Genomic DNA, 24,785 nt, shown 5'->3' on the forward strand with positions numbered 1-24,785 from the left:
AACCTCTATCTACTATTAGCTCGATTTTATATTTATGCGATCTGTTTTACGAATCTTAGGAATTTCATTTTTTCTGGGTTTACTGAGTTCCGGTTTTGAGGTAATGGCGACGCACATCCGTGCGGGTGAAATTACAGCCAGAAGAATCTCCGCAACAACCCTCACATACGAGTTAAAGCTCACGGCGTATTTTGATATATTAACAGGAGAAGGTGCTGCAAACGCTCAGAATAGTATATTTTTTACCATCGGAAATGTCAATTCCACTGGCCAGCCCGTAGTGCTCGAGGCACCCCGCATTGAATCTCCGCCACCAAACATTGGTAACGGCACGACCCGGAATACCTACATCGTTAGCTATACTTTCCCGTCCACTGCAGCTTACCGGATTTCATTTGAAGAAGACAACCGGAACAATGGCATCCTCAACATTGGCCCTCCGCCGACACTAAACCTGAACTTCTATGTAAGTACCATTTTGGAAATCAATGCTAGCTTTGGTTCCAATCAAACGCCAGTATTGTTGAATGCGCCTATTGATCTTGCAGCCGTTGGACAACGGTATATCCACAATCCGAATGCATTTGACGCAGACGGTGATAGTCTGGCTTACCGTCTTTTTATACCTCAAAGAAGTGGTGTGAATGGTGCGGGTATCAATTTGCAATATGTTAATCCCAATCAAATCGGCGCTCCGGGCCAAACCGAAGCCGGTGCGTCTCCAGCTACTTTCAGCTTAAACAAAATCACAGGGGACTTGATCTGGGACGCGCCGGTTACAAAAGGATATTACAACGTAGCATTCGTGGTAGAAGAATGGCGTGACGGCGTACTGATCGGCCAAATTGTGCGGGATATGCAGATTATCGTCGAAGATGCACGAAATGACCGGCCACTTATGGACCCATTGCCGGAAATTTGCGTGGAAGCCGGGACGCGCATCAACCAGCAGATCAGGGCAACGGATAAAAATGGCGATAGGCTTACTCTCACCTCGACGGGCGGCGTGTACCAAAGCACACTGGTCTCACCAGCCCTGGCAACATTTAATGTAGCCCAACAGGGATCACAAAATACCGTTATCGGCCAGTTTGTCTGGCAGACTTCCTGCAATCACATCCGGCAGGAACCCTACGATGTACTGTTTAAGGTGGAAGATGCGGCAGGCCCGGGCGTACCCAATCCTTCCCTTTTTCGGAAACTGGTGGACATGACGACACTTAATATCCGTGTTTACGGCCCCAAACCTACCGGGTTAGTAGCTGTGGCGGCCACAGACCCGGCAGGAACTGCGTATCGCCTCAACTGGACATCGTACAAGTGTCAGGTAGCCGGAGCTAAAATCGTAATCTATCGGAAAGAAGGATGTACTGATATTCCGGAGGATGTTTGTATTACAGGTATCCCGGCGGGATCTGGCTATGAAGAAGTAGGTCGCGTGAATGTAAATGAAACGACTTATCTGGATAATAATAATGGCACTGGTTTGAGGCCAGGAGTCTCTTATAGCTATCGTATAGTGGTAGAGTTTCCTCGCCCGGGTACAGCTGTGAACGAGCCCGGCAGTCTTATCGGTGGAGGTGAAAGTGTCGCTTCCGATGAGTTTTGCCTTAAATTACCTATGCTGATGCCGGTGATCACCAATGTAACTGTGGACTCAACCAGCGAAACGAGAGGTGTAATCACTGTTAAATGGACCAGACCTGCGGCTGCAACCGGAACACCTGCTCAGTACCGCCTTTTCCGGGCTGTGGGTCAAAATGGAACTGCATTTACACTGATCGCGACGATCCCTGTCAGTCTCACGCCAGGAACTCCTGATACTATTTTTGTAGACAGAGCATTGAATACGTTGGTAAATCCATATAACTACAAACTGGAATACTGGACTACTCAGGCTGGCCAGCTCACCAAGTTTGATGAAACAGAAACGGCAAGCAGTGTAAGACTCGAACAAGGTGCAGCTGAACCTAACAAGGTCCGTGTAAACTGGTCGGCTCTGGTTCCATGGGATAACAGAAACCGTACTCACAGAATTTACCGGGAAGATAAAACCAGGCCCGGCACTTTTAATATCATTGCCGAAAAACCGGTGACAGGCCCTCAAACATTTACTTATACAGACGATGGTACCGACCAGTATGCCGCCGACGGTACAATCAACATCACGATAGTCGACGACTCCACTTATTGCTATAAAGTAGAAACCGTTGGATCTTACAACAACAGCCAGATCAGGCCGGCGATCTTATACAATTTCTCGCAAATCCTTTGTGTATCATCTTCCGATACAACAAAACCATGTCCTCCCGTACTGGCGATCGATCCATTGAATTGTGATTCGCTCAATGCACATCCGGAGGCATTCTGTGATTTGCCTGGCTTTACAAATCATTTAACCTGGACTTATCCGGACCAGGTTGGCGGAAAGGAATGCGATGCCAACGTATCGGCCTACAAAGTGTATTATGCACGGTATGAGGGAGACGATCCGACATTGATCGCCACGGTTACAATCCCTCCTGCACCATTGGCTACCAAATTTGATCACGAGGGGCTGACTTCGTTCGCCGGGTGCTACTATGTGACGGCCGTCAACCGGTTTGGGGCCGAGAGTGCACCAAGTAATATTGTTTGCAAAGACAACTGTCCGATGTATGTCCTGCCAAATGTATTTACACCGAATGGTGATCTGAAAAACGATATTTTCCAGCCTTATGAATGCCCTGCATTTGTACAGTCACTTGAATTCAAAGTATTTAACCGATGGGGAGCGCAAGTGTTCTCAACAAACGATGTGAACATTAACTGGAACGGGAAAACAAATGGCGGGAAAGACCTTGCTGCCGGACAATACTATTATGAGGTCAAAATCTATTTCGAATCCTCAAAAAGAGAAAGTACGCCAACCACATTGAAAGGCTGGGTACAGCTTCTCCGATAAGCATTTATAATATCCGCCGTAAGAAAACGACACCTTTTTTCTTTCCGATCGAAGTATTTCCTTTGTAGCCCGGTCAGCAGACCGGGCTTTTTATTTTATTGTCAACAATCTTAAATTCATGATATATGAAGGCATACATTTTTCCTGGTCAGGGATCCCAGTTCAAAGGAATGGGGTTCGACCTGTATCAATCTTCGGATTCAGCGAAAGTGCTTTTTGAAAAAGCCAATGAGATATTGGGATTTGAAATAACAAAAATCATGTTTGAGGGCACCGACGAGGAACTTAAACAAACCAATGTAACCCAACCAGCCATTTTCATTCATTCCGTCATCCTGGCGAAGATCAATCCCGTTTTCAGTCCTAATATGGTAGCCGGGCACTCACTGGGCGAGTTTTCAGCTTTGGTAGCAGCCGGCGCATTGTCATTTGAAGATGGATTATCACTGGTTGCCAAACGCGCCGATGCCATGCAGAAAGCCTGCCAGATACGTCCATCCACTATGGCTGCGATACTTGGTCTGCCCGATTCGGTGATTGAAGAAGTCTGTGCGGGTATTACGGATGAAATCGTGGTACCGGCAAACTACAACTGTCCGGGCCAGGTAGTGATATCAGGAACGGTAGAAGGTGTTGAGAAGGCGTGCGAATTGCTAAAAGCTGCGGGCGCGAAAAGAGCGTTGATTTTGCCCGTGGGAGGTGCGTTCCATTCACCTTTAATGGAGCCGGCGCGTGAAGAATTAGCCTCCGCGATCCATGCCGCGCAATTTGAACCACCAATTTGCCCGGTTTATCAAAATGTAAATGCAAAACCTGCGACCGAAGTTTCCGTGATCAAAGACAATCTCATTTCACAACTTACCGCGCCCGTAAGATGGACGCAATCCGTTGAGCAGATGGTCGCTGACGGTGCTGACACCTTCATTGAATGTGGCCCGGGCAAGGTTTTACAAGGCCTTGTAAAGAAGATCGCCAGCCAGGTAGAATTGCAGAGTATTTAATTTTTTTTCAGAAAAGCTTGACAACTTAGGCCAGTCACATTACTTTTGCACCACTGTTTACGGTTTTGGCCGATGGTGTAATGGTAACACAGGACATTTTGGTTGTCTTATTCAGGGTTCGAGTCCTTGTCGGCCAACAGTAAAGTTAAAAGGAGCTCCGCAACGGGCTCCTTTTTTATGTCTGTACATTCTGCAAAATTCACTGGATTCTGGTCGCTTTTTTAGACTTTCTTTTTAAGAATCAGTACAAATTAACCGACGAAATCGCCTCTTTTCTCTTCGAAACACCCGATTTTATCTACAAATGCATTTTTAGGTTCCTAAACTCAAAAATTGGTGACTTATTATATTTTGGCCCTATAAAATTTCCAGACGAAATATTACATTTACCATGTTTTAACCTAAACAAGCACCCAGATGAAAGTTGAAAAAATTAAAAAGCGTGATCGCGAACGCACTAAGAATAAAATACTTAAAGCGGTCGGTGAAGTGATTGAGCAGCACGGAACCGAAAAAGTTGGGGTCAACCTCATTGCTCGTACTGCCGGAGTAAACAAGGTTCTCATTTACCGGTATTTTGAAAGTGTGGACGGACTCATGGAACAGTATGTAAAGTCCGGTGAATACACATCGACGATGGGTACCGAATACATCGACAACATTCCCGTACTCAGCCCGGATGAAAGAGGAAAAGCGTTAAACAGCCTGATGCAGACCTTCATGCACGACTTGCGTGAACGCAAGGCTACCCGCGATTTACTGAGGTGGGAGATTGGTACCGGCAAGTCTATGCTCTCTGACGCCCGAAATCAGGTCGCGGCTCGCATTATGAGTAAAATAGGAGATCTACCCCACTACAACGACACCAACGCGCTCGTCGCCTTTCTGACCGCCGGCATTTACTACATGACCATCTCGGCCGATTACCGGGAAAAAATGATTGACGTCGACCTGCACTCCGAGGATGGCTGGAAAAGGATCGATAGGTTGATCGAACGAATTATCACTGACGTAAGAAGCTAACAATAAATAGCGTTACAGGAGTCCTTCCAAATCCACCGGAAGGACTCTTTTTTGTTATTTCGCAAATAGCTTCGTCCAACGGTTATATTTGCGGAAAAGCAGGTGTAACCCAAATATGAGTGTATTAAAAAAACTGGCGAGTGAGACGGCAACTTATGGCATTAGTACCATGCTTGGCCGCTTTTTAAATTATCTACTGGTTGCACTTCACACCAAACTTTTCGAGCCCGAGCAAATTGCGGTTCAAGGTCAGCTTTACGCTTACGCCGGTTTCGCTACCGTACTTTACACATTTGGGATGGAAACGGCTTTCTTTCGTTTCGCCAGGCAGGAAAAAGACCGGAATGCATATTATAATCTCATATTAAGTGCCGTAATCGTAACCAGTCTGTTCTTTTCAGGCATTCTCTTCATTTTCGCCGGTACTGCCGCCGAGCTCATCACCTATCCGGAAAGCGTTTCTGTCGTGCGGATGTTTGCCATCATCATGGCGATTGACGGAATTGTAGCGATTCCGTTTGCCCGGCTGCGTCTTGAAGGTAAAGGGAAGAAATTCGTGGTTGTCCGCGTGGCTAATATCCTGATCAATATATTCCTTAATATCTTCTTCCTGATCATTTGCCGCGACATTCATGCGGGAGAGTATCTGACATTTCTGCAACCCGCCATCGACCTGTTCTACGATCCGTTGCACGCCCCGGACTACATCATCATGGCTAATCTGATCGCCAATCTGATGTTTTTCTGGCTGTTGCGAAAAGAATTGCTTGATTTCCGGTTTGTCTTCAACAAAGAACTTTTCAAGCCGGTGTGGGTATATGCTTTTCCGATCCTCATCATGAATGCCGGTGGCGTTTTGAATATGCTTTTCGACCGTGCATTCATTCAGTTTTTACTTCCTGAAAATTTTTATCCGGGCCGCACTACCAAGCAGGCGATTGGTATTTATGTGCAATGCTACAAGCTTTCGATTTTCATGAACCTGGCGATACAGGCTTTCAAATACGCTGCTGAGCCGTTTTTCTTTTCCAAGGGGGAGGATAAAAATGCGCCGCCGGTTTTTGCGAAGGTTACCAAATACTTTATCATCATTTGTGTACTAATGTGGGTCGGCATTTGTCTCAACCTGGATCTGTTTGCCGAGCTATTCCTGAAACAAAAGATTTATCATGAAGGTCTGGTCGTGGTTCCGTGGTTACTGGCCGGCTATCTTTTTCTTGGAGCGTACTACAATGTCGCTACGTGGTTCAAGCTTACCGACAACACGCAATATGGGACCTGGTTTACGTTAATCGGTGCATTCATTACGATTACATCAAGCTTTCTTTTGGTACCGAATATCGGTTATCTCGGATTTGCCATCGCATTTGCATTGTCGGGCTTTACCATGCTCGCGCTTTGCTATTATTTTGGACAGAAGTTTTATCCCGTCCCGTATGATGTGACGTCCGCGCTGGGATATATTGGGATTGGAACGTTGGTAATCTACGGCTCTTCGCTGATCAAGATCCAGGATCTCTGGATTTCTGTGCCGGTTCATATGGCTGCATTTGCAGTGTTTGCAGCGATCGTTTTCTTTCTGGAACGGAAAAATATTCCCTTTTTAAAGAGATAAAGCAAATTAAGGCTCCATTTCCCGGAGCAGCTTATTGGAGAATAAAAACTCTTTCAGTTCCGGGACATCCGTTTTGATGATATCTGTATTAACACCCTCCCACAATTTATCTCCCTGATACAGAAACATAATATTCTGCCCGATTTCCATGACAGAGTTCATATCATGGGTAATTATAATGGTGGTAATCTGATATTCCTCCGTGATCTCTTTGATCAGTTCATCGATTTTGACAGAGGTCAACGGATCCAGTCCGGAGTTAGGTTCATCGCAAAACAAGTATTTCGGGTTCATCACAATGGCCCTGGCAATACCGACGCGCTTTTTCATCCCGCCACTTATTTCGGAAGGCATTCGTTTTGCGGCAGCTTCGAGACCGACGCGCTGCAAACAGAATGCAACCCGCTCCCGCTTTTCCTCCACCGACTGGGAAGTCAGCATATCTAATGGAAAACGGACATTCTCCTCAACGGTTTTTGAATCAAATAATGCCCCGCCCTGAAAGAGTACGCCCATTTCTCTCCGGAGTGCCTGCTGGGTTTCCTTATCACAATGGTAAAAATCGCGGCCATCGTACAGCACATTACCCTGGTCGGGTTTGACCAGGCCAATCATACATTTCAGTAAAACACTCTTGCCGGTACCACTACCCCCGATAATGAGGTTTGTTTCGCCTTTTTTGAAAGCAGAAGAAATTCCTTTCAAAACCGCTTTACCATTAAAAGACTTGCTGATATTATTTATTTCAATCATGGTTTTAACAAAATGAGCTCCACAATCGTCACAGAAGCAATTGTGCAAGCAGATAATCCGCAATCAAAACAGAGATACAGCTACTTGTAACCGCGCCCGTGCTCGCCTTACCTACTTCCAATGCCCCGCCTTGTGTAAAATAGCCTTTGAATGAAGATATCGTAGCAATTAAAAAACCGAAAACGAACGGTTTTACACACATAAAAAAGATGTTATACGGAACAAACGAATCCCTGATCCCATTCATATAATCTCTTTCCGTGATTACCCCAGTCAGTGTTCCCGCCAGGTAGCCGCCGAAAATATTCAGAAATCCGGCAAAAATAACGAGCATCGGAAACGTGATCATTGCCGCAATAACCTTCGGCAACACCAGGTACGACGCCGAATTGATCCCCATTACCTCCAATGCATCGACCTGCTCGGTGATCCGCATGGTGCCCAGTTCACTGGCGATATTAGATCCAACCTTTCCCGCCAGAACGATACAGGTAATGGTCGGCGCGAGCTCAAGAATGGACATATCACGAACGATCAACGCGACAGTCGAGATCGGGATGATCGGACTTACCAGGTTATAGGCCGTTTGAATACATGAAACCGCCCCGATAAACGTAGAAACGATCGCTACAATAAAGATCGAACTCACCCCGATGCCCACACACTCCTCCATCAGACGCCGCCAATAAACGGACAGCTTTTCGCCTTTCGAGAATAATGTCCCTAAAAAAATAAAGTATTTCCCTAATACAGACATGATATCTTAATTGTATTCAATATTTTCGGGAAAATTAGGCAAAAAAAGAAGTAATCAGAAAAATGAATCCATTAGTGGTTGTCACCGGCGGGACAAAAGGAATTGGAAGAGCGGCGATTGAACGATTTATGTCCGGCGGTTTTGACGTAATCACCTGCGCAAGAAATCCGAACGATCTTCTGGACTTACAAAGTGATCTGAAAAGTCAATTCCCTTACTCTGAATTACATTGTTTCCCGGCAGACCTTTCAATACGAAAAGAGCTGGATGCATTTCTTGAATTCATAAAATCAAAAAACCGATTTCCGGAAGTTCTCATCAATAATACCGGGGTTTTCATACCTGGACAGATCCATAATGAAACGGAAGGGACATTGGAAAAAACCATGGAGACGAATTTGTACAGTGCCTACCATCTCACCCGGGGGATCATCCCGGCGATGATGGAAAATAAAAAAGGCCACATTTTCACCATTTGCTCCACGGCCAGCATCATTGCCTATCCAAACGGAGGATCTTATTGTATTTCAAAATTTGCATTATATGGCATGACCAAAGTGCTCCGAGAGGAAATGAAGCCATACCATGTAAAGGTTACCGCGGTACTTCCCGGAGCAACGCTTACCGATAGCTGGAAAGGTACTGATCTGCCCGAGGAGCGGTTTATTGACGTAAAGGATGTTTCCGAAGCGATCTGGTCCACTTATTCACTTTCGCCGCGTGCGGTTGTGGAGGAAATTTTGATCCGGCCCCAGTTAGGTGATTTGGATTAGGTAGTGAATCATATAGCAATTTTATTAAATTGCGCCATTTTTAAAATTATTTATTAAACCCATATTTCTTTCATGGAACAATACCTCGGTATAGACGTAGGCGGTACTAACGTAAAAATGGGGATCGTTGACGCTACGGATGGACGAATCTCAAATTTTTACAGTCATGATACCGCCAGCTGGCGCAGTTCAGGCCATTTTATCGACCGATTAGGTGATGCCATCTCACTCCAGCTTGTTGAATATCCCGAGGTTAGGAAAGTAGGAATTGGTGTTCCGGGCCTGACAACCAGAGACCGGACCACGTTGCTCGAAATCACCGCGATCCCCGAAATCGATGGCATTGCGATTGTTCCTGACTTGAAAGCACGGTTTCCAAACCACGAATTTTATCTTGAAAATGATGCTAATGCGGCTGCATTGGGAGAATATTATTTTGGAGAAGACAAACTTCCGGAAGATTACATTTTCGTAACGCTCGGAACCGGCATCGGTGGCGCGGCGATTATCGACAAGAAGGTTTTCAAAGGCGGGGGCGGTAATGCAATGGAACCCGGGCACGTTCCCTCAAAAAACGGCAAAGTACTTGAACGCAACATCGGTAAAAAAGAACTGCTTGATCTGGCCAATACCATGCGTGCAGCCTATACCGGCCAAACGCAGCTACCATCCGACGGTACTATTTCTACCACCGGGCTTGTAGCTGCTGCGTCGGGAGGTGATGAACTTGCCAAGCAGGTCTTTTATGAAATGGGCTACCTGTTGGGCGAAGGTCTGGTATCAATGATCCGCATCCTGGATATCACAACCATTCTGATCGGCGGCGGGATTTCGGCATCATTTGAATTCATTTTACCGGCGATCAACGATCGGTTCAAATATTGGTTGACACCTTATTATATTAAAACAATCAGTATTAAACGGGCTACACTTGCCAATGACGCCGGTCTGTTGGGTGCAGCTTCTTTGTGCTTTGATTGATCCCTGACATTTCGTAATCACTTTAAATTAGCCATATCTCAACCTTCCTGATGAAATTATCAGTTATTATTCCCGCGTATAATGAAGAAAAAACGATCTGGAAAGTGCTTGAAAAGCTCAAATCCGTCGAATTGATCGGTGACTTTAAAAAGGAATTAGTAATTGTTAACGATTGCTCCACGGACAATACCGAGTCCGTTGCGAAAAGGTTTATTGCCGAGAACCCCGAATTAGAAGTAAGTTATTTCCGTCACGAATACAACCAGGGTAAAGGTGCTGCGCTGCATACCGGTATCCGCAAAGCTACCGGGGACTACATAATCGTTCAGGATGCTGATCTTGAATATGACCCGGAAGAGTTCAATATTTTGTTAAAACCTGTTATTAACGGCTATGCCGATGTAGTATATGGCTCCCGTTTTATGGGCGGGAGACCTCACCGCATTCTTTTTTTCTGGCATACCATCGGCAATAAATTTCTGACTTTTCTGAGCAACATGTTTACCAACCTCAACCTGACAGATATGGAAACATGTTACAAACTATTTCGCTCCGACCTGCTTAAAGGCCTGGTACTTCGCGAAAACCGTTTCGGCTTCGAACCCGAAGTGACTGCAAAAATTGCCAAAATCCCTAAAATTAGAATTTACGAAGTCGGCGTTTCCTACTATGGCCGGACTTATGAGGAAGGTAAAAAGATCAACTGGAAAGATGGTTTCCGCGCACTTTACTGCATTGTCCGGTACGGTCTCGGCAGCTAATCTGCATCACCAAAAAGGGGCATTTTGTTTCCTTGATAATTGACACCTGCCTCAGGATAATGCGTTTTGCGAATGATTTGGATGAAATCCAATTTGATTGGATTATCATCTAAAAGTATTTTGCAATGAGCAACCAAACTATTGTCGAAGCCCTCATCTCCGATTCTGTTCTAAAAAATAAGATCTGTGCTACCCAGATTAACACAACTGTTTCGGCTTACGACGAAATGTATGTGCAAGGTGCTGAAAAACATTACTTTCAGACGGGTTTATCAGCTTTGATCAATATTTCCGCGGCACTGCAGCTTTCGGGGAGAACTCCGGAAGAAATTAAAAGTGTTCTCGATTTTCCCTGCGGGTATGGAAGGGTTTTGCGGTTTACAAAAGCATTATTCAAAAATGCCACCTTTTCTGCCTGCGGACTGGAACAGCGTTACCTCGACTTCTGCGCGGAACATTTTAACGCTGACACATTCTTATCAGAACATAAATTCAGCCAAACCAACATTTTAAGAAAATTCGATCTGATTTGGGTCGGATCTTTATTTACCCATTTATCCAGTGTAAGATTTAAGGAATTATACAAGTTCTTAACTGCGCATTTAAATGATAATGGCCTGTTGGTATTCACCGTTCACGGACGTAATTGTTATGGAAAAGTGCAGAAAGGAAGCAAACGGAAATTGATCATTGATTTCGGTTATACCTTGACTGGCTATGGATATTGTCATCAGCATGGTACCAAGAAGTTTGGCGATTCGCTGATAAGCCCGGCCTGGCTTCACCATTTTATTGAACAAGAGACTTCGGGCAAAATTGTGATGTGGTCAGAACAGGGCTGGGGCGATTGGCAGGACGTGATCGCTGTTACGAATAAAAGTCCGGTTTCCTACTTGTTGTGAAAACAAAATCCTTCTGATATCCTCCGCCTATAATGTTGAAAACCCGGAATTCCTTATTTGCCTAAAACAAAAAGCCGATGATAATCACCGGCCCAAGTTATTTAAATAAGCTGCAATTACTTTTTAAGTATTTTCTGATTCATCACACTCCCGTCTGCATTGGTGAGTGAAAGTATATAGATTCCCGAAGGAAGTGTTGACACATTGACCCGATGGTATTTCTGGGCTTCCAGATTTCCGGTTAGCAATTTTTGCCCCGAAACATTTAAAAGGTTAAACGAACCAGTTACTGCATTTTTAAATTCAATGCGGATTTCGTCGGAAACCGGGTTGGGATACACATTCCAGAAAAGCTCCCGCGCATTTGGTTCAATAGCAAGCAGAGGAACTGTTTTAATGGATACCGTTTTCGCAACTGACTGGGAAGTATTGCTGAATGCCTGAATGCGATAGTTGTAGGTTGCATCCGGTGAAACATCTTTGTCCTCATACGATAAGGTCTTCCCGTCCAATGTCTTTACCGGCTTAAAATCAGTATCGGTTTCCGTTTTCCTTTCGAGTACATAGCTTTCAGCTCCGGCAGACGCCCAGGAAACAATTACTGTCGCAAGATCTGATTCTTTGACCTCAAATGGATTTACGACCAATAAATCGGCAATGGGAACTTCCTGAAACGAAAATGCAGGCAATCCGCGGATATTTTTTAAAAACGGCCCGTAGTAGGACCGAACCTGCTCTCCTTTGTAGGCAGGCAGGTAAGTCAGTCTTTTCGCGTTCGATGCGGCCGGCAGTTTCAGTGTAAGCATGTTTCCATTCGCAGTTCCGGTAGTTATTCCGGCGGGTTTTGTTTCATCCGCATCGAAAAAGAACACGTCTCTCAGGCTTTTGGTAAATTTTACCCCGTTCACATCGTCCATGAGCGTATCCTTTGGCCAGACCAGCTTCTGGTCCTGGTTGAAAAGAAGGGTAATCTCATCCTTTTTTTCTGAGGAGTAAAATACCTTTTTTATATCCGGACAATCCACATTGCTGCTGTCCGTTGATCCGTACAGTTTTGGCCTAATGAAATTGTAAATGCGGCGCCCAAATTCCTGATAGCCGGCCAGATTGTAATGGATTCCATCAAAGCCAGGTAAATCCGAAGCACTGAAAGTATCCGTTTTGGGATAAATGTATTTGGTCCGTCGCTGGAAGTCGCGGATCTTTCCAGCCTCGTAATAAGGCATGAACAATACCGGGATCTGGATCACCACAAACTTCTCAACCTGTGGATAGTCGGTTTGCCAGTACTTAAAAAGCTTATCGTATTCCTTGTCGTAGCCAGGAATGTTTTCAATCGCTTCCTGCTCGCCCTGATACCAGAAAAATGCCCGTATCCGTTTGGGTTTGGCCACTTTGATCCTTCCGTAAAGCAACCCATACAGCGACGTCGTCGCCGGGTTGGGTGCATTTCGTTCGCTATGGTATATAATGTAGGATCCGGGTAAACTTCCGTTGATCACGCAGGTTGGGATCCCCTCATTTTCAAGAATATATCGCTGCATTTGCACGCCCCAGGCGCCGGCATAAGGCCAGGACCAGGATGACCCTATCCAGAGTGAATCACCCTGGCCGATTCCCGGGTTGTCGTCAGGTGTCCGGGCGATCGTGCGGGCATACTTGCTACTCCAGTTTCCGAAATGGATCGCCGATGCATTGGATTGCCCGCTGATCACATAAAAGTCGCCGGCAACCACGTCGCTCCGTTTCACAACCAGTAGAGAATCAGTCGTTTTGCAGGCATATACCTCAAACTCGTAGTCAGCCATTTCGGCTTTAATTTTTGGCTTAAAATCAAAACTGGCCGACGTTTTCCCGGCATAATCGAGCACTGATTTCATGTATCCGACCCGCTCTTTATTACGGTAAGTAACAACCGAAAAGTGATTCCAGCCAGCAATTTCAATCACACCCGATATTGGTACTTCGGCCGTATTGTCATCCTCCCGGGCATACAACTGCATGTCTTTCGGGAGATTGTTGAAAACCACGGAATAGAAGCGTTGCGCATCACTTTCGAACCCAAAACTGCAAAGCAGAACAAGAAATATCAGAACCTTTTTAACGGTAAAATTCATTTCATTCAAAAATCTTTATTGTGATTACTGTCTCCGGATACCTTAAAACAAAAGCGTATAAATATATTGTTATTATTTTGGATTTGCTGATCCGTCAGCTTCGGCCGGCTGACTTTGTAAAGACCATTGTTTATCGAACATCGCCAGAAACCAAAGCCCCATAATCAACGGCAGCGAATATTTGTCCCACGATAACTGCGCTTTCCCAAGTAAAAAAACATTTACCAAAACCATCCAGCTGGCCAGATTGATGTGGGGAACTACAAATCGCATTAGCGTGATCAGCATGAATATCCCGAAAACAAGCTGCTTTACGAAACCTGTAACGCCAATGGACATCAGCGCCTGATCCACATATCCGAGGTACGGCCAGGTGAAATAAGGATTGTGAGCCTGTTTGGCCGGAAAGATAACAACCAGCGCAGCAACGATTATCAAACAGGCAATAAAAGGTTTAGGGTACTTTTTAGGATATGTGAGCAACAGCTTGATCTTACCGCTAAAAACCATTTCCGGAATCACATAATATACGGCAATCACCACCGAAGAGTACAGCACATACCCGAAGTTGTACTGGATCAGTTTATCGGAATCGTAATGCTGCTCAGCCATCACCGGGGCCGGGGCCGGACCACCCCAAAGTACTACCCATGGTACAATGCTTAGAATCGCCGCGGCATAATAGATCCATGTTTTGTTTTTGAAACCATTGGCACTAAACGTTTTTAAATCAGTTGATCGCTTAAAAATCTCAACTATCTCAAAAGCCGCGACTGCTGCCGGAAAAGCGAGCATGTACTGGCGACAGCAAATCGCCGCCGCGAAGCATAACAACCCTGCCCAATGCGCCTGCTTCAAATAAGCAACGATCCCGCCGAGCACGAAAAACATAGCGAATATGTCAGTATAGTAATAAACGCTGCACAGGTAATAGTTTGGGAAAATCATCAATCCGGCCAGGCAAAGCCAAAAACGCTTTGAGTTTGCGGGACTGTTCCAGATAAAAAGCATTAGCAATGAGAAACTGACAAAAAAAGTCAATAGCCTTAAATGCTGGATATTTTCACCGAATACCCGTACAACCCAGCCGCCCAGAATGAAAGGAATGGGCGTATTTAACTCATTATAGCTTTTTAATAGATCGACCGAAGGAATGGGTTCCGTGCTGAAAAAGACGGCGGTAGGGAGGTAATGAAATTCATCCTGATAAAGGCTGACGGTAAATCTTTCTTTTAGGAAAAAGATGAATACAAATAATAAGAGTACAAATAGCGATGCGTATAACTTTCTCTGCTGCATAATTTCGGAGGGGATCATTTAAAATTAGACAAAGTTGACTTCTGCATTCAAACGGATGCCGAATTTAGCTTCGACAGAATCCTGGATTCGTTCGGATAATAATTTGATTTCGCTTCCGGTACCTCCGCCGTAATTTACCAGTACCAGTGCCTGCTTTTCATGTACCCCGATATTCCCCTCGCGAAATCCCTTCCAGCCCGCCTGTTCGATCAGCCACCCCGCCGGAACCTTCGTTTTTTCGTCATTTACAGGATAGCCAGGTACACCCGGAAATACGTCTTTAAGTAATTCGAATTGTTTTACAGGTATTTCAGGGTTTTTGAAAAAGCTGCCTGCATTACCGATCACCGCCGGATCCGGAAGTTTACTTCTCCGGATTTTCATAATCGCCTCACTCACATATTTTACTGATGGTTCAGTCGCATTCATCTCCTGCAATGTCCGCTGCACATCGCCATATCCCACATTCAGAACAGGGTTTTTGCTCAAAATCAATGTCGCGCCGGTAATGATGTATTGATTTTTCGCTTCTTTTTTAAATATGCTTTCGCGATAGCCAAAATTACATTCTGCCTTTGAAAAGATACGCACATCCCCCGTTTCTATCTCCACAGCCTCCACAGATTCGATAATGTCTTTGATTTCAGCACCATAAGCACCGATATTTTGCATGGGCGCTGCGCCGACCGTACCTGGGATCAATGCGAGATTTTCGGCCCCCCCGTAATTTTTCTCTACGCAATACATCACGAAATTGTGCCAAATCTCTCCCGCGCCCACTTTCAGCCATACGTTCAATTCATCCTCTTTTATTTTATGGATTCCTTGGATCTCAGGATGAATGACCAATGCGTCGACATTTTTGGTAAACAAAACGTTGCTTCCCCCGCCCAGGATAAATTTTGGAGCAGATTTCCATACCGGATCCTGCAAGATTTCTGTTAATTCCTGTACAGACTGCGCTTCTGCGTAGTAATCGGCTGTTGCTTCAAGTCCGAAAGTATTATAATGTCGAAGAGAGAAGTCCTTTTGAATCTGCATTGAAAATCGGGATAGTGACAGTAAAGTTAGGTATTACATTCAAAAATAAGTGGTATGGTGATTCATCCATTTTTGATTAAGTTTGTGAGTTCCGTCATAACAGAATAAGGTATGAGACTGAAAAACAAAGTTTTATGGGCATTCCATATCGGAATAATTATAATTTCAGGTTGCAGCAGGAAATCCGTTGTGAGTTCTTCCGGCTCTGAATACCGGGAAGACCTGGCGGGTGTCCGCCCACGTTACGAATACGTTGAGCCTTCTTTCGACAAGCCGGAGGCAGTTACTACCCCCAAAAACAACCCGGTCCCAAAAGCAAATGCCGACAAACCTTTGTATGTAAATAAAAGACTGGAAACGGTTCTGGATACATTGTCGAAGCACAACAAATCGATTCGATACATAAACGGTTTCCGGATTCAAATTTACGTTGGTAATGTGAGACAGGAGGCGGATGCAGCGAAGTCATATATTTATCAGGCTTTCCCGGACCTTAATCCATATGTGTCTTACACACAGCCTACTTATCGGGTAAAAGCAGGTGATTTTATGTACCGCAGCGATGCAGAACAGTATTTGGATCTGATTCGGGAACAATACTCATCCGCAGTAATTCTATCCGACAGAGTGGATATTAAAAGAAGTTTGACATTGAGCTCATCGTCAGAGAATTAATTCGATAACCAAAATTGCTTTTTGAACGTATATAACTTATTTTTAGTCAATACCATTTACATACCATCACTTAAAGAATGAAAAAAGCCCTAATTACCGGAATCACCGGCCAGGATGGTTCTTACTTAGCTGAACTCCTTTTAAGCAAAGGATATGAAGTTCACGGTATCAAACGTCGCAGTTCATTGTTCAACACGCAGCGGATCGACCACATCTATGAGGATCCACACGAAAAGAATATTCGGTTTCACCTGCATTATGGTGATCTGAGCGACTCTACCAACATCATCCGGATTATCCAGGAAGTTCAGCCTGACGAAATTTATAACCTCGGTGCCATGTCGCACGTGCAGGTGAGTTTTGAAGAACCGGAATACACAGCCAATGTGGATGGTATCGGGACTTTGCGCATTTTAGAAGCGGTACGTTTATTGGGGTTGACGAAGAAAACGAAAATATACCAGGCTTCCACTTCCGAACTTTACGGATTGGTGCAAGCTGTACCTCAATCTGAAACAACGCCTTTCTACCCTCGTTCGCCATACGCCGTTGCGAAGCTATATGGCTATTGGATTACTGTGAATTACCGCGAGGCTTACGATATGTTTGCGGTAAATGGTATCCTCTTCAACCACGAGTCTCCATTGAGAGGCGAAACGTTCGTAACAAGGAAAATCACCCGCGCAGTTGCCCGTATCGCATTAGGCCTGCAAGACAAAATATATCTCGGAAACCTGGACGCTCAGCGCGACTGGGGACATGCAAAAGACTTCGTGGAAGCAATGTGGCTGATTCTTCAGCAGGAAGTTGCGGAGGATTATGTAATTGCAACCGGTGTTACTACCCGCATCCGCGACTTCGTTAAAATGGCATTTGCCGAAGTTGGTATTGATGTGGAATTCACAGGTGAAGGTGTAAATGAGATCGCAAAAGTGGCTGGTTGCTCCAATCCTGAATATCAACTGGAAATCGGTCGTGAGATCGTTGCGGTTGATCCACGTTACTTCCGTCCAACCGAGGTGGAATTGCTGATTGGAGATCCTACCAAGTCAATGACCAAATTAGGCTGGAAACCAAAGTATGATTTGAAGGCTTTGGTAAACGACATGGTCACTGCCGATGTAGCATTATTCAAGAAAGACAGATTACTGGAAAGCAGCGGGCACCGCGTTCCAAACTATTACGAATAAGAGTCTTAACAAAGAAAAATCCCCCGCAGAAACATTTTTTCTGCGGGGGATTTTTCTTTGTTATTCCTAAGCGTCAACCGGCGTCTTTAAGACCGACTTAGCAGTTTTGATCAACGCCTCGGGTTGCTGATAACCTAATACCTGTTTCACAATATTCCCTTTCGGGTCAATGAAGAAAAGTGTCGGGTACCCTTGTATTTCGAATTTTTTGGCAAGTTCAGGGCCCTCGCCGCTTTCCATATCAAATTTTACATTGATAAAATTCTTGTTAAAAACGTCCGCCACATCTGTACGGGTGAAAACGTTTTTCTGAAGCAGTTTACACGGTCCGCACCAGGTAGTATATGCATCAAAAAAGATGACTTTCTTCTCTTTTTTTGCTTTTTTAAGAATAGCAGCCCAGGAGCCTTCTGTAAACTGGATGCCCTTTTCCGCTGCTTTTTCGTTCTTTCTATCTCCCTCTTTTGCGAATGTAACCGAAAGAGATAGGGCAAAAACTACAATCAGAAAGCTTAATTTCCTTAGACTCTTCATCTGTTCATGTTGATTATGATGACTTAACTCCGTTGTAACGAAAGTACTTAGTTGTTTTATTTTATCCAATACGACCGAAACATCCCGATCCGGTCAAAAGTGGTGCCTCCATTCAAAATCGGTACCTTTGCATTTTAATAAACATCAAAAAAATATGAAAGTTCAGGAAGCCAGATATGTAATGAGCAATTCTGACTACAGGAAATGTCCTGAGCCGATCATGCCGGAGTATGCGTTCATCGGCAGGTCCAATGTAGGCAAATCGTCACTGATCAATATGTTAACCGGAAAAAAAGCATTGGCAAAAACCTCGCAGCAACCGGGAAAAACGCAGCTGATCAATCATTTTATAATCAATAACCTGTGGTACCTGGTCGATTTACCAGGTTACGGATATGCGAAAGTCAGCAAAGTGGAGAGGGAAAAGTGGGAAAAAATGATCGACGATTATCTCTTTAACCGCGAAAACCTGATTTGCACATTTGTTCTGATCGACGTAAGGCATGCTGCATTAACCGCCGATCTCGAATTCATGGCCAGACTTGGTGAGGCCGGAATTCCGTTCCATATTATTTTTACCAAAGCCGATAAATTAAAGCCGGGGCAGGTCGCAAACCAGGTCGAAGCCTATAAAATGAAATTGACCGAGATCTGGGAGGAGGTACCGCCGACATTTGTTACTTCGGCAGAGAAAAACCAGGGAGCTGATCCCATTTTAGGAACAATAGATACTTATAACCAGTCGTTTCAAAAGACAAAGTAACTTGTTTACCGGATAATCTTTCCGTTATTTTGCGCAAAAACGAATTGGTAACTGCATCAAGATCATAACTAAAATAAACTAATACTAAGGAAGGATGAGTGATAAAGTAGAGTCGACCGGAATGGATTTGTTGAAGGAAATAGCAAATGTTTCAGGTAAAGGCGGGTTGTTCCGCATTCTAAAACCAAGCCGTGCGGGTGTAATCGTAGAAAGTCTGGACGAAAAGCACGAAAAAACTTTGATAGGACCAACTGCCCGCGTTTCCGTTTTGAAAGATGTTTCCATTTTCACGGATGGCGAAAAAGAATCCGTTCCTCTGGAGGACGTATTCCTTACAATACGCGAATTGCACGGAGAACAGGTTGACCTGCAAACTAAAACAGCATCTGATAAAGAACTGATTGAATTTCTTGTCAAAATCCTGCCTGATTTCGACAGATCGAAGGTTTACGTATCCGATATCAAGAAGATTATTGCATGGTACAACATCCTTTCGAAATATGTTCCCGAGATTTTTGTTGTAAATGCAGAGGCAACGGAAGAAGCTGAAGTACCGGCGGCAGAAGAAGTTGAAGAACCTAAAGAGGCTGCTGCTAAAAAGTCTTCGAAAAAAGAAAAAAGCGACGCTTAATCAGCATTGTAATGCATATTCAAAACCCTGTCTACCCGGCAGGGTTTTACTTTTTTTAAGTGCCAGAGCAAATCTATGAACAATCTTTCCAGCTACATTGATCACACATTGCTAAGTCCGGTTGCAAGCGAAACGGACATCCGGAAAATTTGTGAAGAAGCATGGATACATGAGTTTAAAGCAATCTGCATTGCGCCCACTTATGTGCCATATGCAGTTGAAATGATGGAATTTTGCCCGGTAAAAATTGAGATTGCGACAGTCATTGGTTTCCCGCTCGGCTATGCAACTACTAATACCAAAATCGCGGAAACGCAGCACGCATTGGCAAATGGCGCTACCGAGCTGGATGTGGTAATGAACATTTCGCAATTCAAATCCATGGCATACATGAGTGTGAGAGAAGAATTGCAACAATTGGCGGCGATTTCCCGCAGCAATAATGCATTGCTGAAAGTAATTATCGAAACAGCTTATCTCGATTCTTTCGAGCTTTATACTGCCTGCGAAATCTGCGCCGAAGCCGGTGCAGATTTCGTAAAAACGTCAACAGGATTTGCTCCGAAAGGCGCCGAAGTAGAAATAGTCAGAAAAATGCGCTCCATTCTTCCATCAAATGTGAAGATTAAAGCGTCCGGCGGAATACGCGATTATGAGCAAGCCATGGCAATGATCGACGCCGGAGCTGACAGGATCGGTACTTCCGCGGGAATCGCCCTTGTCGGCCGGGCATGAAACCACGTGTTTTGTTAGTAAGTACTGTCCATCCCGCAACAGATCCGCGAATCTTTTACAAAATAGCATCTTCAATATCAGCCGACTATGAGGTCTTTTGTGTATTACCACGCGCAAATGAAACAGTTAACCATCCATTCAGGAATATCTCACTTCCCTATTTCCGCAGATTAGTCTGGAGGCTGTTTGTTTCGCATCCCGTGATGCTCTGGAAATGTCTCCGCTTGAAACCTGACGTAGTTCACATTTTCGTCCCTGAACTGATTCCCGCCGCATTATTATTCCAATTCAGAGGTGCGAAGATTGTTTACGAAGTCCAGGAGAATCTGTTTAAAAAGTTTAGTATCAAGCGTTTCAACAATGCGTTCTTCTTTCAGTATTTCTTCAAACTTTTTGACAGCACTGCCAGAAAAAGATTCAATTGCATTTTCACTGATGAAGCGTATCTAACTGAGTATCGGATCCTCAGTAAGCCGTATGCGATCGTACGTAATTTCGTTTCGGTCCCTTTTATTGACGCAATTCCCGACCAGAAAGGCAATCCCCAGGCCCGATATGAATTCTTTTATGCGGGCGTTATCTCATTGGAACGATGTTTTGATGTATTGCTGGAAGCATTGTATTTATTAAACCAGACCTACCCCGAATTCCATGTCCACCTGTTCGGCCCGATACGTGTCGATCTGAACAAATGGAAGGAGAACCCACATTATCTGTCTGTTTGTGAACGCATCACCTTGTATGGCTACCGGGACCAGAAATTTGCATTCAGCCACGCAAGGAGATGTATTGCCGGAATTGCATTACTGAAACCAGTTGCTGATTATCAGGAATCCTACACAACCAAATTGTTTGATTATATGTCCCTGAATTTACCGGTTATCACATCCGACTTCCCGCTTTACCGGCAAGTTGTGGAACATTCGCATTGTGGCTTTTGTATTTCACCTTACAATGCCCAAACATTGTGTGAAAAGTTTGTCTGGTTAATTGAAAATCCGGAGGACCGGAAACGGATGGGACGTAATGGCAGAAAAGCAATTATTGATACTTACAATTGGGCCCGGGAAGAACTCACACTTTTTTCATTTTACAAAAACTTGTTAAAGCATTGAAAGTGAATTCAAAAGACTGCCATTTAAGTATAATTTTATAACTTTAGTATTGAATTGTTCAAATATTTAGTGCTATGATTTCTATGAAATATTTAACTTTCGGAATCAAAAAGAATCGTAGCTTGCGAAGTCAACTTCTCAATCATGTATATTAATACGGTAAGTCATTATTTACCAAGCGAAGTTATTGGTAATGAATATTTTACAAATATTAACAATCTGTCCAATGAGTGGATTGTAGAAAGAACAGGAATTTCAGAAAGAAGAAAGGCATCACCGGAAGAAAATACTTCCACCATGGCAGTAAAAGCGGTCGAAACCTTACTTGAAAGCATCCCTTACAGCAAAAATGAGATCGATTTGATCATAGGTGCAACTTATACGCCCTACGATACCATAGTCACACTGGCCCACGCGGTCCAGTATCAGCTACAGATTCCGGACATTCCGGTTGTAAGCATTTCATCCGCCTGCTCATCCCTTTTGAATGCCATTGAAATTGTGGAAGGTTACTTCGCAATGGGAAAAGCGTCGAAAGCGTTGGTGGTCGTCTCGGACCACAATACGGCCTATTACAATGAAATGGATACGGTTTCTGGTCACCTCTGGGGCGATGGCGCCTCTGCCATGCTCATTTCAAAAGAGCGGCAAACCGAGTCTGACATGGAGATCAAGAAACTCATTACAGGCGGTGCAGCGACAAGCGGAAAAGCGACGGAAGCAGTTGTATTACGACCGAATGACCGGGGAGTGATCATGCCTTACGGCCGGGATGTATTTCAAAATGCGTGCGTGTATATGCCAAAAGTAAGCCAGCAGGTGTTACAGGCATGCGGCTTAACGATCAGTGATCTTGACTACTTGATCCCGCATCAGGCGAATCACCGCATCAGCTTGAATGTAATCAATACGCTTGGAATTTCAGCGGAAAAACTGATATCAAACATCCAGTATCTTGGTAATACGGGCTGTGCTGGTTGCGCGATTGCACTTTCAGAGAATAAGGATAAGTTTAAAAAAGGCGACAATATTGTTATCACCGTTTTCGGAGGCGGCTATTCCTACGGGGCAATGCTGGTAACGATTTAAGTTATACCAACAAAAAAGTAAAAGCGGCTGACGTGATATCAGCCGCTTTTACTTTTTTATAAGATCTATTTAGTTTACTTCCGGTTCCGCGAACATCGCCGGTCTCCACACATTGTTTTCCGGGTTTATATCAGGTAAACGACGTTCCGGGTCGATGGTAACAGCACGAATCGGTTGCTGCGTAGCCGCTTTGAAGGTCCATGAACCTCCACGCTGCCAGATTTCAACGGGCAATTCAACACGTGTCTTTTTCCCACTCACTTCTTCGATATCGATCTGCGCCGGCATTGCCCACTGATCCAGGTTCTCAATCGTTATAAATGAGCCTTTTTGAGGGTTTTGCTCTACGTAGCTTACATCTTTTACACCCTGGTCCAGTTTGTAGTTTTCAAAAAACCAGCCTTTCCAGAACCAGCCAAGATCCTCACCAGCTGCATCCTCCATGGTACGGAAGAAATCGTATGGTGTCGGATGCTTAAATGCCCAGCGCTGCACATACAGTTTAAATGCATAGTCAAACCGTTCTTTGCCCAATACCTGCTCGCGCAGCATTTTTAATCCCAAAGCCGGCTTATAATATGCTTCCCAACCGAGGTTAACTGCCTGAACTACATCCGGAATGGTCATAATCGGATCTGCTTTCGGGCGGAAGATGATCGGAGCCAGCCTGTGCAGGTCGTTCATCTGGGTCGTTTTATATTCCCCATTATTGAAATTATCTGCCGAGAGAAAATTAATGAACGTGTTGAAACCCTCGTCCATCCATGCATATTTCCGTTCATTATTGCCAACGATCATCGGAAACCAGTTGTGCCCGAATTCATGATCGGTCACACCCCACAAATCGTCTTTCCGGCTCTTACTGCTGCAAAATACGATTCCGGGATACTCCATTCCACCCACGATCCCAGCGACATTGGTAGCAACCGGATACGTATATTCGTGTACATATTGCGAATAAAATTCGATGCAACCTTTTACATATTCAGTAGATCTTCCCCAGCCGTCCAGTCCGCCATCTTCCGCCGGATAAGCCGACTGTGCCAATGCGGTTTTCCCTTTAGGCAGGTTCATACGTGCCGCGTCCCAGACAAACGCTTTGGAAGTTGCCCAGGCAATATCACGCGCCTGCAGGCAACGGAAACGCCAGGTGAGAGTACCTGATTGTTTTGGACGGGTCGATGGATTCGTTACCTCTTCTGCGCTACGGATCATTACAGTCTGATCGCTTTTCGCTGCATCGGCAAGCCGCTTTCTTTGTTCCGCCGTCAATACTTCGGCGGGATTCAGCAATTCTCCCGAGCCCACAACGATATGGTCCCAGGGAACAGTAACATTGTACTCGAAGTCACCATATTCGAGGTAAAACTCGCCTGCTCCCAAATAAGGCAGTAGATTCCAGCCTTCTATGTCATCAAAAACAGCGACCCGCGGGTACCATTGAGCCATTTCATACACAATCCCATTCTTGGTCTCCAGCGTTCCCATCCGATCCGATCCGTACTCAGGAATTTTGAATGAATACGCAATCTTTATTTTGATCACATCTCCATTTGCCTTTACCGGAGTCGCAAGACGGATCTGCATACGTGTGTCTGTGACCTTATATTCAGCCTCTACAAACTTGTCTTTTCCCTGCTGGATCGTCACCGATCGGAGTGAATCCCCGCCTGAGAATCCCGTATTACCGAACCGTCCGCCGGTAACCGGTGTAGTTTTTCCTCCGCGTGACTGATCATTAAATGCATTCTGGTCCAGCTGCAGCCAGATGAACTGAAGATTTTCCGGGCTATTATTTTTGTAGGTCAATTCGACGTCGCCACTCACAATGCCTTTCGCCTCGTCCAAATTCACATTAATCTTATAATCGGCCCGGTTTTGCCAATATTTGGGTCCCGGAGCCCCACCACCTGTCCGATATTCGTTCCCCGGCTGAAAGTTAAACAATGGATGAAAAAGGACGTGCGCATCATATGCCCCCTTGCCTGCCTCCTGCGCAACGGTAGTGAAAAAGCTCAGGCTGCTCCATGCCAGCATACCCAAACGGAATATTGAAATTTTCATTCTGTACATTAAAAATGGAAAA

Annotated in this window: 22 protein-coding genes and 1 tRNA gene; 16 read left to right on the forward strand and 7 right to left on the reverse strand. The window is 44.7% G+C overall.

Annotation, left to right across the window (positions count from 1 at the left end; all coding sequences use genetic code 11):
- Nucleotides 1–34 precede the first annotated feature (34 nt).
- From LZG72_RS08230 to LZG72_RS08250, 5 genes are all read left to right on the forward strand, one after another.
- The gene (locus tag LZG72_RS08230) at nt 35–2,944 is read left to right on the forward strand and encodes a gliding motility-associated C-terminal domain-containing protein (protein ID WP_233870061.1); all 2,910 of its coding nucleotides are present in this window, start codon (nt 35–37) and stop codon (nt 2,942–2,944) included.
- Between the two features lie 125 nt (nt 2,945–3,069).
- The gene (gene fabD / locus LZG72_RS08235; RefSeq protein ID WP_233870064.1) at nt 3,070–3,945 is read left to right on the forward strand and encodes an ACP S-malonyltransferase; all 876 of its coding nucleotides are present in this window, start codon (nt 3,070–3,072) and stop codon (nt 3,943–3,945) included.
- A gap of 66 nt (nt 3,946–4,011) precedes the next feature.
- Nucleotides 4,012–4,082: transfer RNA gene (locus tag LZG72_RS08240), tRNA-Gln, on the forward strand.
- Nucleotides 4,083–4,362: 280 nt separating this feature from the next.
- The gene (locus LZG72_RS08245; protein ID WP_233870067.1) at nt 4,363–4,968 is read left to right on the forward strand and encodes a TetR/AcrR family transcriptional regulator; all 606 of its coding nucleotides are present in this window, start codon (nt 4,363–4,365) and stop codon (nt 4,966–4,968) included.
- A 115-nt stretch (nt 4,969–5,083) separates the two neighbouring features.
- Nucleotides 5,084–6,583 (forward strand): lipopolysaccharide biosynthesis protein, encoded by a 1,500-nt coding sequence (locus LZG72_RS08250; protein ID WP_233870069.1) that lies wholly within the window; start codon nt 5,084–5,086, stop codon nt 6,581–6,583.
- Between the two features lie 6 nt (nt 6,584–6,589).
- Here the strand turns inward: LZG72_RS08250 and LZG72_RS08255 are convergent, their stop codons facing one another.
- Both LZG72_RS08255 and LZG72_RS08260 read right to left on the reverse strand, forming a co-directional pair.
- Nucleotides 6,590–7,336, reverse strand: a complete 747-nt coding sequence (locus LZG72_RS08255; RefSeq protein ID WP_233870072.1) for an ABC transporter ATP-binding protein — start codon at nt 7,334–7,336, stop codon at nt 6,590–6,592.
- Nucleotides 7,337–7,364: 28 nt separating this feature from the next.
- The gene (locus LZG72_RS08260) at nt 7,365–8,093 is read right to left on the reverse strand and encodes an ABC transporter permease (RefSeq protein WP_233870075.1); all 729 of its coding nucleotides are present in this window, start codon (nt 8,091–8,093) and stop codon (nt 7,365–7,367) included.
- 62 nt (nt 8,094–8,155) lie between these two features.
- Between LZG72_RS08260 and LZG72_RS08265 the strand changes: the two genes are divergently transcribed.
- The 4 genes from LZG72_RS08265 (at nt 8,156) to LZG72_RS08280 (ending at nt 11,510) form a co-directional block, all read left to right on the forward strand.
- Nucleotides 8,156–8,866, forward strand: a complete 711-nt coding sequence (locus LZG72_RS08265; RefSeq protein ID WP_233870078.1) for an SDR family oxidoreductase — start codon at nt 8,156–8,158, stop codon at nt 8,864–8,866.
- 72 nt (nt 8,867–8,938) lie between these two features.
- A complete protein-coding gene (locus LZG72_RS08270; RefSeq protein ID WP_233870081.1) occupies nt 8,939–9,847 on the forward strand; it encodes an ROK family protein in 909 nt (302 codons plus the stop codon).
- 50 nt (nt 9,848–9,897) lie between these two features.
- Nucleotides 9,898–10,608, forward strand: coding sequence for a glycosyltransferase family 2 protein (locus LZG72_RS08275; protein ID WP_233870084.1), 711 nt, complete (start codon nt 9,898–9,900; stop codon nt 10,606–10,608).
- Between the two features lie 125 nt (nt 10,609–10,733).
- On the forward strand, nt 10,734–11,510 hold the full coding sequence (locus tag LZG72_RS08280) for a class I SAM-dependent methyltransferase (protein ID WP_233870087.1): 777 nt from the start codon (nt 10,734–10,736) through the stop codon (nt 11,508–11,510).
- A gap of 116 nt (nt 11,511–11,626) precedes the next feature.
- Here LZG72_RS08280 and LZG72_RS08285 read toward each other — a convergent pair whose 3' ends face one another.
- The 3 genes from LZG72_RS08285 to murB all read right to left on the reverse strand — a co-directional run bounded on the left by LZG72_RS08285 (nt 11,627) and on the right by murB (nt 15,967).
- Complete coding sequence (locus LZG72_RS08285; protein WP_233870090.1) at nt 11,627–13,627, reverse strand: T9SS type A sorting domain-containing protein; 2,001 nt, start codon at nt 13,625–13,627, stop codon at nt 11,627–11,629.
- 72 nt (nt 13,628–13,699) lie between these two features.
- Nucleotides 13,700–14,944: a hypothetical protein gene (locus LZG72_RS08290; protein ID WP_233870092.1), complete on the reverse strand. Its 1,245-nt coding sequence runs from the start codon at nt 14,942–14,944 to the stop codon at nt 13,700–13,702.
- A gap of 6 nt (nt 14,945–14,950) precedes the next feature.
- Nucleotides 14,951–15,967 carry a UDP-N-acetylmuramate dehydrogenase gene (gene murB, locus LZG72_RS08295; protein WP_233870094.1) on the reverse strand — a complete coding sequence of 339 codons (1,017 nt, stop codon included), beginning with the start codon at nt 15,965–15,967 and terminating at the stop codon, nt 14,951–14,953.
- A gap of 111 nt (nt 15,968–16,078) precedes the next feature.
- On the opposite strand from murB, the gene LZG72_RS08300 reads away from it, so the two are divergent.
- Together LZG72_RS08300 and gmd are read left to right on the forward strand one after the other, a co-directional pair.
- Nucleotides 16,079–16,642 (forward strand): SPOR domain-containing protein, encoded by a 564-nt coding sequence (locus LZG72_RS08300; protein ID WP_233870096.1) that lies wholly within the window; start codon nt 16,079–16,081, stop codon nt 16,640–16,642.
- Between the two features lie 77 nt (nt 16,643–16,719).
- Nucleotides 16,720–17,832, forward strand: coding sequence for a GDP-mannose 4,6-dehydratase (gene gmd, locus LZG72_RS08305; RefSeq protein WP_233870098.1), 1,113 nt, complete (start codon nt 16,720–16,722; stop codon nt 17,830–17,832).
- A gap of 66 nt (nt 17,833–17,898) precedes the next feature.
- Here gmd and LZG72_RS08310 read toward each other — a convergent pair whose 3' ends face one another.
- Nucleotides 17,899–18,366, reverse strand: coding sequence for a thioredoxin fold domain-containing protein (locus LZG72_RS08310; RefSeq protein ID WP_233870100.1), 468 nt, complete (start codon nt 18,364–18,366; stop codon nt 17,899–17,901).
- Between the two features lie 154 nt (nt 18,367–18,520).
- Here LZG72_RS08310 and yihA point away from each other — a divergent pair, with 154 nt between their 5' ends.
- From yihA to LZG72_RS08335, 5 genes are all read left to right on the forward strand, one after another.
- Nucleotides 18,521–19,129, forward strand: coding sequence for a ribosome biogenesis GTP-binding protein YihA/YsxC (gene yihA / locus LZG72_RS08315; protein WP_233870102.1), 609 nt, complete (start codon nt 18,521–18,523; stop codon nt 19,127–19,129).
- A 94-nt stretch (nt 19,130–19,223) separates the two neighbouring features.
- Entirely contained in the window at nt 19,224–19,760 is a 537-nt protein-coding gene (locus LZG72_RS08320) for a DUF5606 domain-containing protein (protein WP_233870104.1), read from the forward strand.
- 75 nt (nt 19,761–19,835) lie between these two features.
- Complete coding sequence (deoC, locus tag LZG72_RS08325) at nt 19,836–20,495, forward strand: deoxyribose-phosphate aldolase (protein WP_233870107.1); 660 nt, start codon at nt 19,836–19,838, stop codon at nt 20,493–20,495.
- Nucleotides 20,492–21,610, forward strand: a complete 1,119-nt coding sequence (locus tag LZG72_RS08330; protein ID WP_233870110.1) for a glycosyltransferase — start codon at nt 20,492–20,494, stop codon at nt 21,608–21,610. Before deoC ends, LZG72_RS08330 begins: the two co-directional genes overlap by 4 nt.
- Before the next feature lie 144 nt (nt 21,611–21,754).
- A complete protein-coding gene (locus LZG72_RS08335; RefSeq protein WP_233870113.1) occupies nt 21,755–22,699 on the forward strand; it encodes a 3-oxoacyl-ACP synthase III family protein in 945 nt (314 codons plus the stop codon).
- Between the two features lie 69 nt (nt 22,700–22,768).
- On the opposite strand, the gene LZG72_RS08340 is transcribed toward LZG72_RS08335, so the two are convergent.
- A complete protein-coding gene (locus LZG72_RS08340; RefSeq protein WP_233870116.1) occupies nt 22,769–24,763 on the reverse strand; it encodes a M1 family metallopeptidase in 1,995 nt (664 codons plus the stop codon).
- Nucleotides 24,764–24,785 lie beyond the last annotated feature (22 nt).

Origin of the sequence: Dyadobacter sp. CY323, from assembly GCF_021390245.1 — a bacterium.
Classification (GTDB): domain Bacteria; phylum Bacteroidota; class Bacteroidia; order Cytophagales; family Spirosomataceae; genus Dyadobacter.

What these genes read in the sequence shown, in the direction of transcription:
- murB (WP_233870094.1), bottom strand. Translation starts at nt 15,967, where the DNA reads ATGCAGATTCAAAAGGACTTCTCTCTTCGACATTATAATACTTTCGGA.
- LZG72_RS08275 (WP_233870084.1), top strand. Translation starts at nt 9,898, where the DNA reads ATGAAATTATCAGTTATTATTCCCGCGTATAATGAAGAAAAAACGATC.
- LZG72_RS08250 (WP_233870069.1), top strand. Translation starts at nt 5,084, where the DNA reads ATGAGTGTATTAAAAAAACTGGCGAGTGAGACGGCAACTTATGGCATT.
- gmd (WP_233870098.1), top strand. Translation starts at nt 16,720, where the DNA reads ATGAAAAAAGCCCTAATTACCGGAATCACCGGCCAGGATGGTTCTTAC.
- yihA (WP_233870102.1), top strand. Translation starts at nt 18,521, where the DNA reads ATGAAAGTTCAGGAAGCCAGATATGTAATGAGCAATTCTGACTACAGG.
- LZG72_RS08300 (WP_233870096.1), top strand. Translation starts at nt 16,079, where the DNA reads ATGAGACTGAAAAACAAAGTTTTATGGGCATTCCATATCGGAATAATT.
- LZG72_RS08230 (WP_233870061.1), top strand. Translation starts at nt 35, where the DNA reads ATGCGATCTGTTTTACGAATCTTAGGAATTTCATTTTTTCTGGGTTTA.
- LZG72_RS08320 (WP_233870104.1), top strand. Translation starts at nt 19,224, where the DNA reads ATGAGTGATAAAGTAGAGTCGACCGGAATGGATTTGTTGAAGGAAATA.
- LZG72_RS08260 (WP_233870075.1), bottom strand. Translation starts at nt 8,093, where the DNA reads ATGTCTGTATTAGGGAAATACTTTATTTTTTTAGGGACATTATTCTCG.
- LZG72_RS08245 (WP_233870067.1), top strand. Translation starts at nt 4,363, where the DNA reads ATGAAAGTTGAAAAAATTAAAAAGCGTGATCGCGAACGCACTAAGAAT.
- LZG72_RS08255 (WP_233870072.1), bottom strand. Translation starts at nt 7,336, where the DNA reads ATGATTGAAATAAATAATATCAGCAAGTCTTTTAATGGTAAAGCGGTT.
- LZG72_RS08290 (WP_233870092.1), bottom strand. Translation starts at nt 14,944, where the DNA reads ATGATCCCCTCCGAAATTATGCAGCAGAGAAAGTTATACGCATCGCTA.
- LZG72_RS08265 (WP_233870078.1), top strand. Translation starts at nt 8,156, where the DNA reads ATGAATCCATTAGTGGTTGTCACCGGCGGGACAAAAGGAATTGGAAGA.
- LZG72_RS08280 (WP_233870087.1), top strand. Translation starts at nt 10,734, where the DNA reads ATGAGCAACCAAACTATTGTCGAAGCCCTCATCTCCGATTCTGTTCTA.
- LZG72_RS08330 (WP_233870110.1), top strand. Translation starts at nt 20,492, where the DNA reads ATGAAACCACGTGTTTTGTTAGTAAGTACTGTCCATCCCGCAACAGAT.
- LZG72_RS08270 (WP_233870081.1), top strand. Translation starts at nt 8,939, where the DNA reads ATGGAACAATACCTCGGTATAGACGTAGGCGGTACTAACGTAAAAATG.
- LZG72_RS08285 (WP_233870090.1), bottom strand. Translation starts at nt 13,627, where the DNA reads ATGAATTTTACCGTTAAAAAGGTTCTGATATTTCTTGTTCTGCTTTGC.
- deoC (WP_233870107.1), top strand. Translation starts at nt 19,836, where the DNA reads ATGAACAATCTTTCCAGCTACATTGATCACACATTGCTAAGTCCGGTT.
- LZG72_RS08310 (WP_233870100.1), bottom strand. Translation starts at nt 18,366, where the DNA reads ATGAAGAGTCTAAGGAAATTAAGCTTTCTGATTGTAGTTTTTGCCCTA.
- fabD (WP_233870064.1), top strand. Translation starts at nt 3,070, where the DNA reads ATGAAGGCATACATTTTTCCTGGTCAGGGATCCCAGTTCAAAGGAATG.
- LZG72_RS08335 (WP_233870113.1), top strand. Translation starts at nt 21,755, where the DNA reads ATGTATATTAATACGGTAAGTCATTATTTACCAAGCGAAGTTATTGGT.
- LZG72_RS08340 (WP_233870116.1), bottom strand. Translation starts at nt 24,763, where the DNA reads ATGAAAATTTCAATATTCCGTTTGGGTATGCTGGCATGGAGCAGCCTG.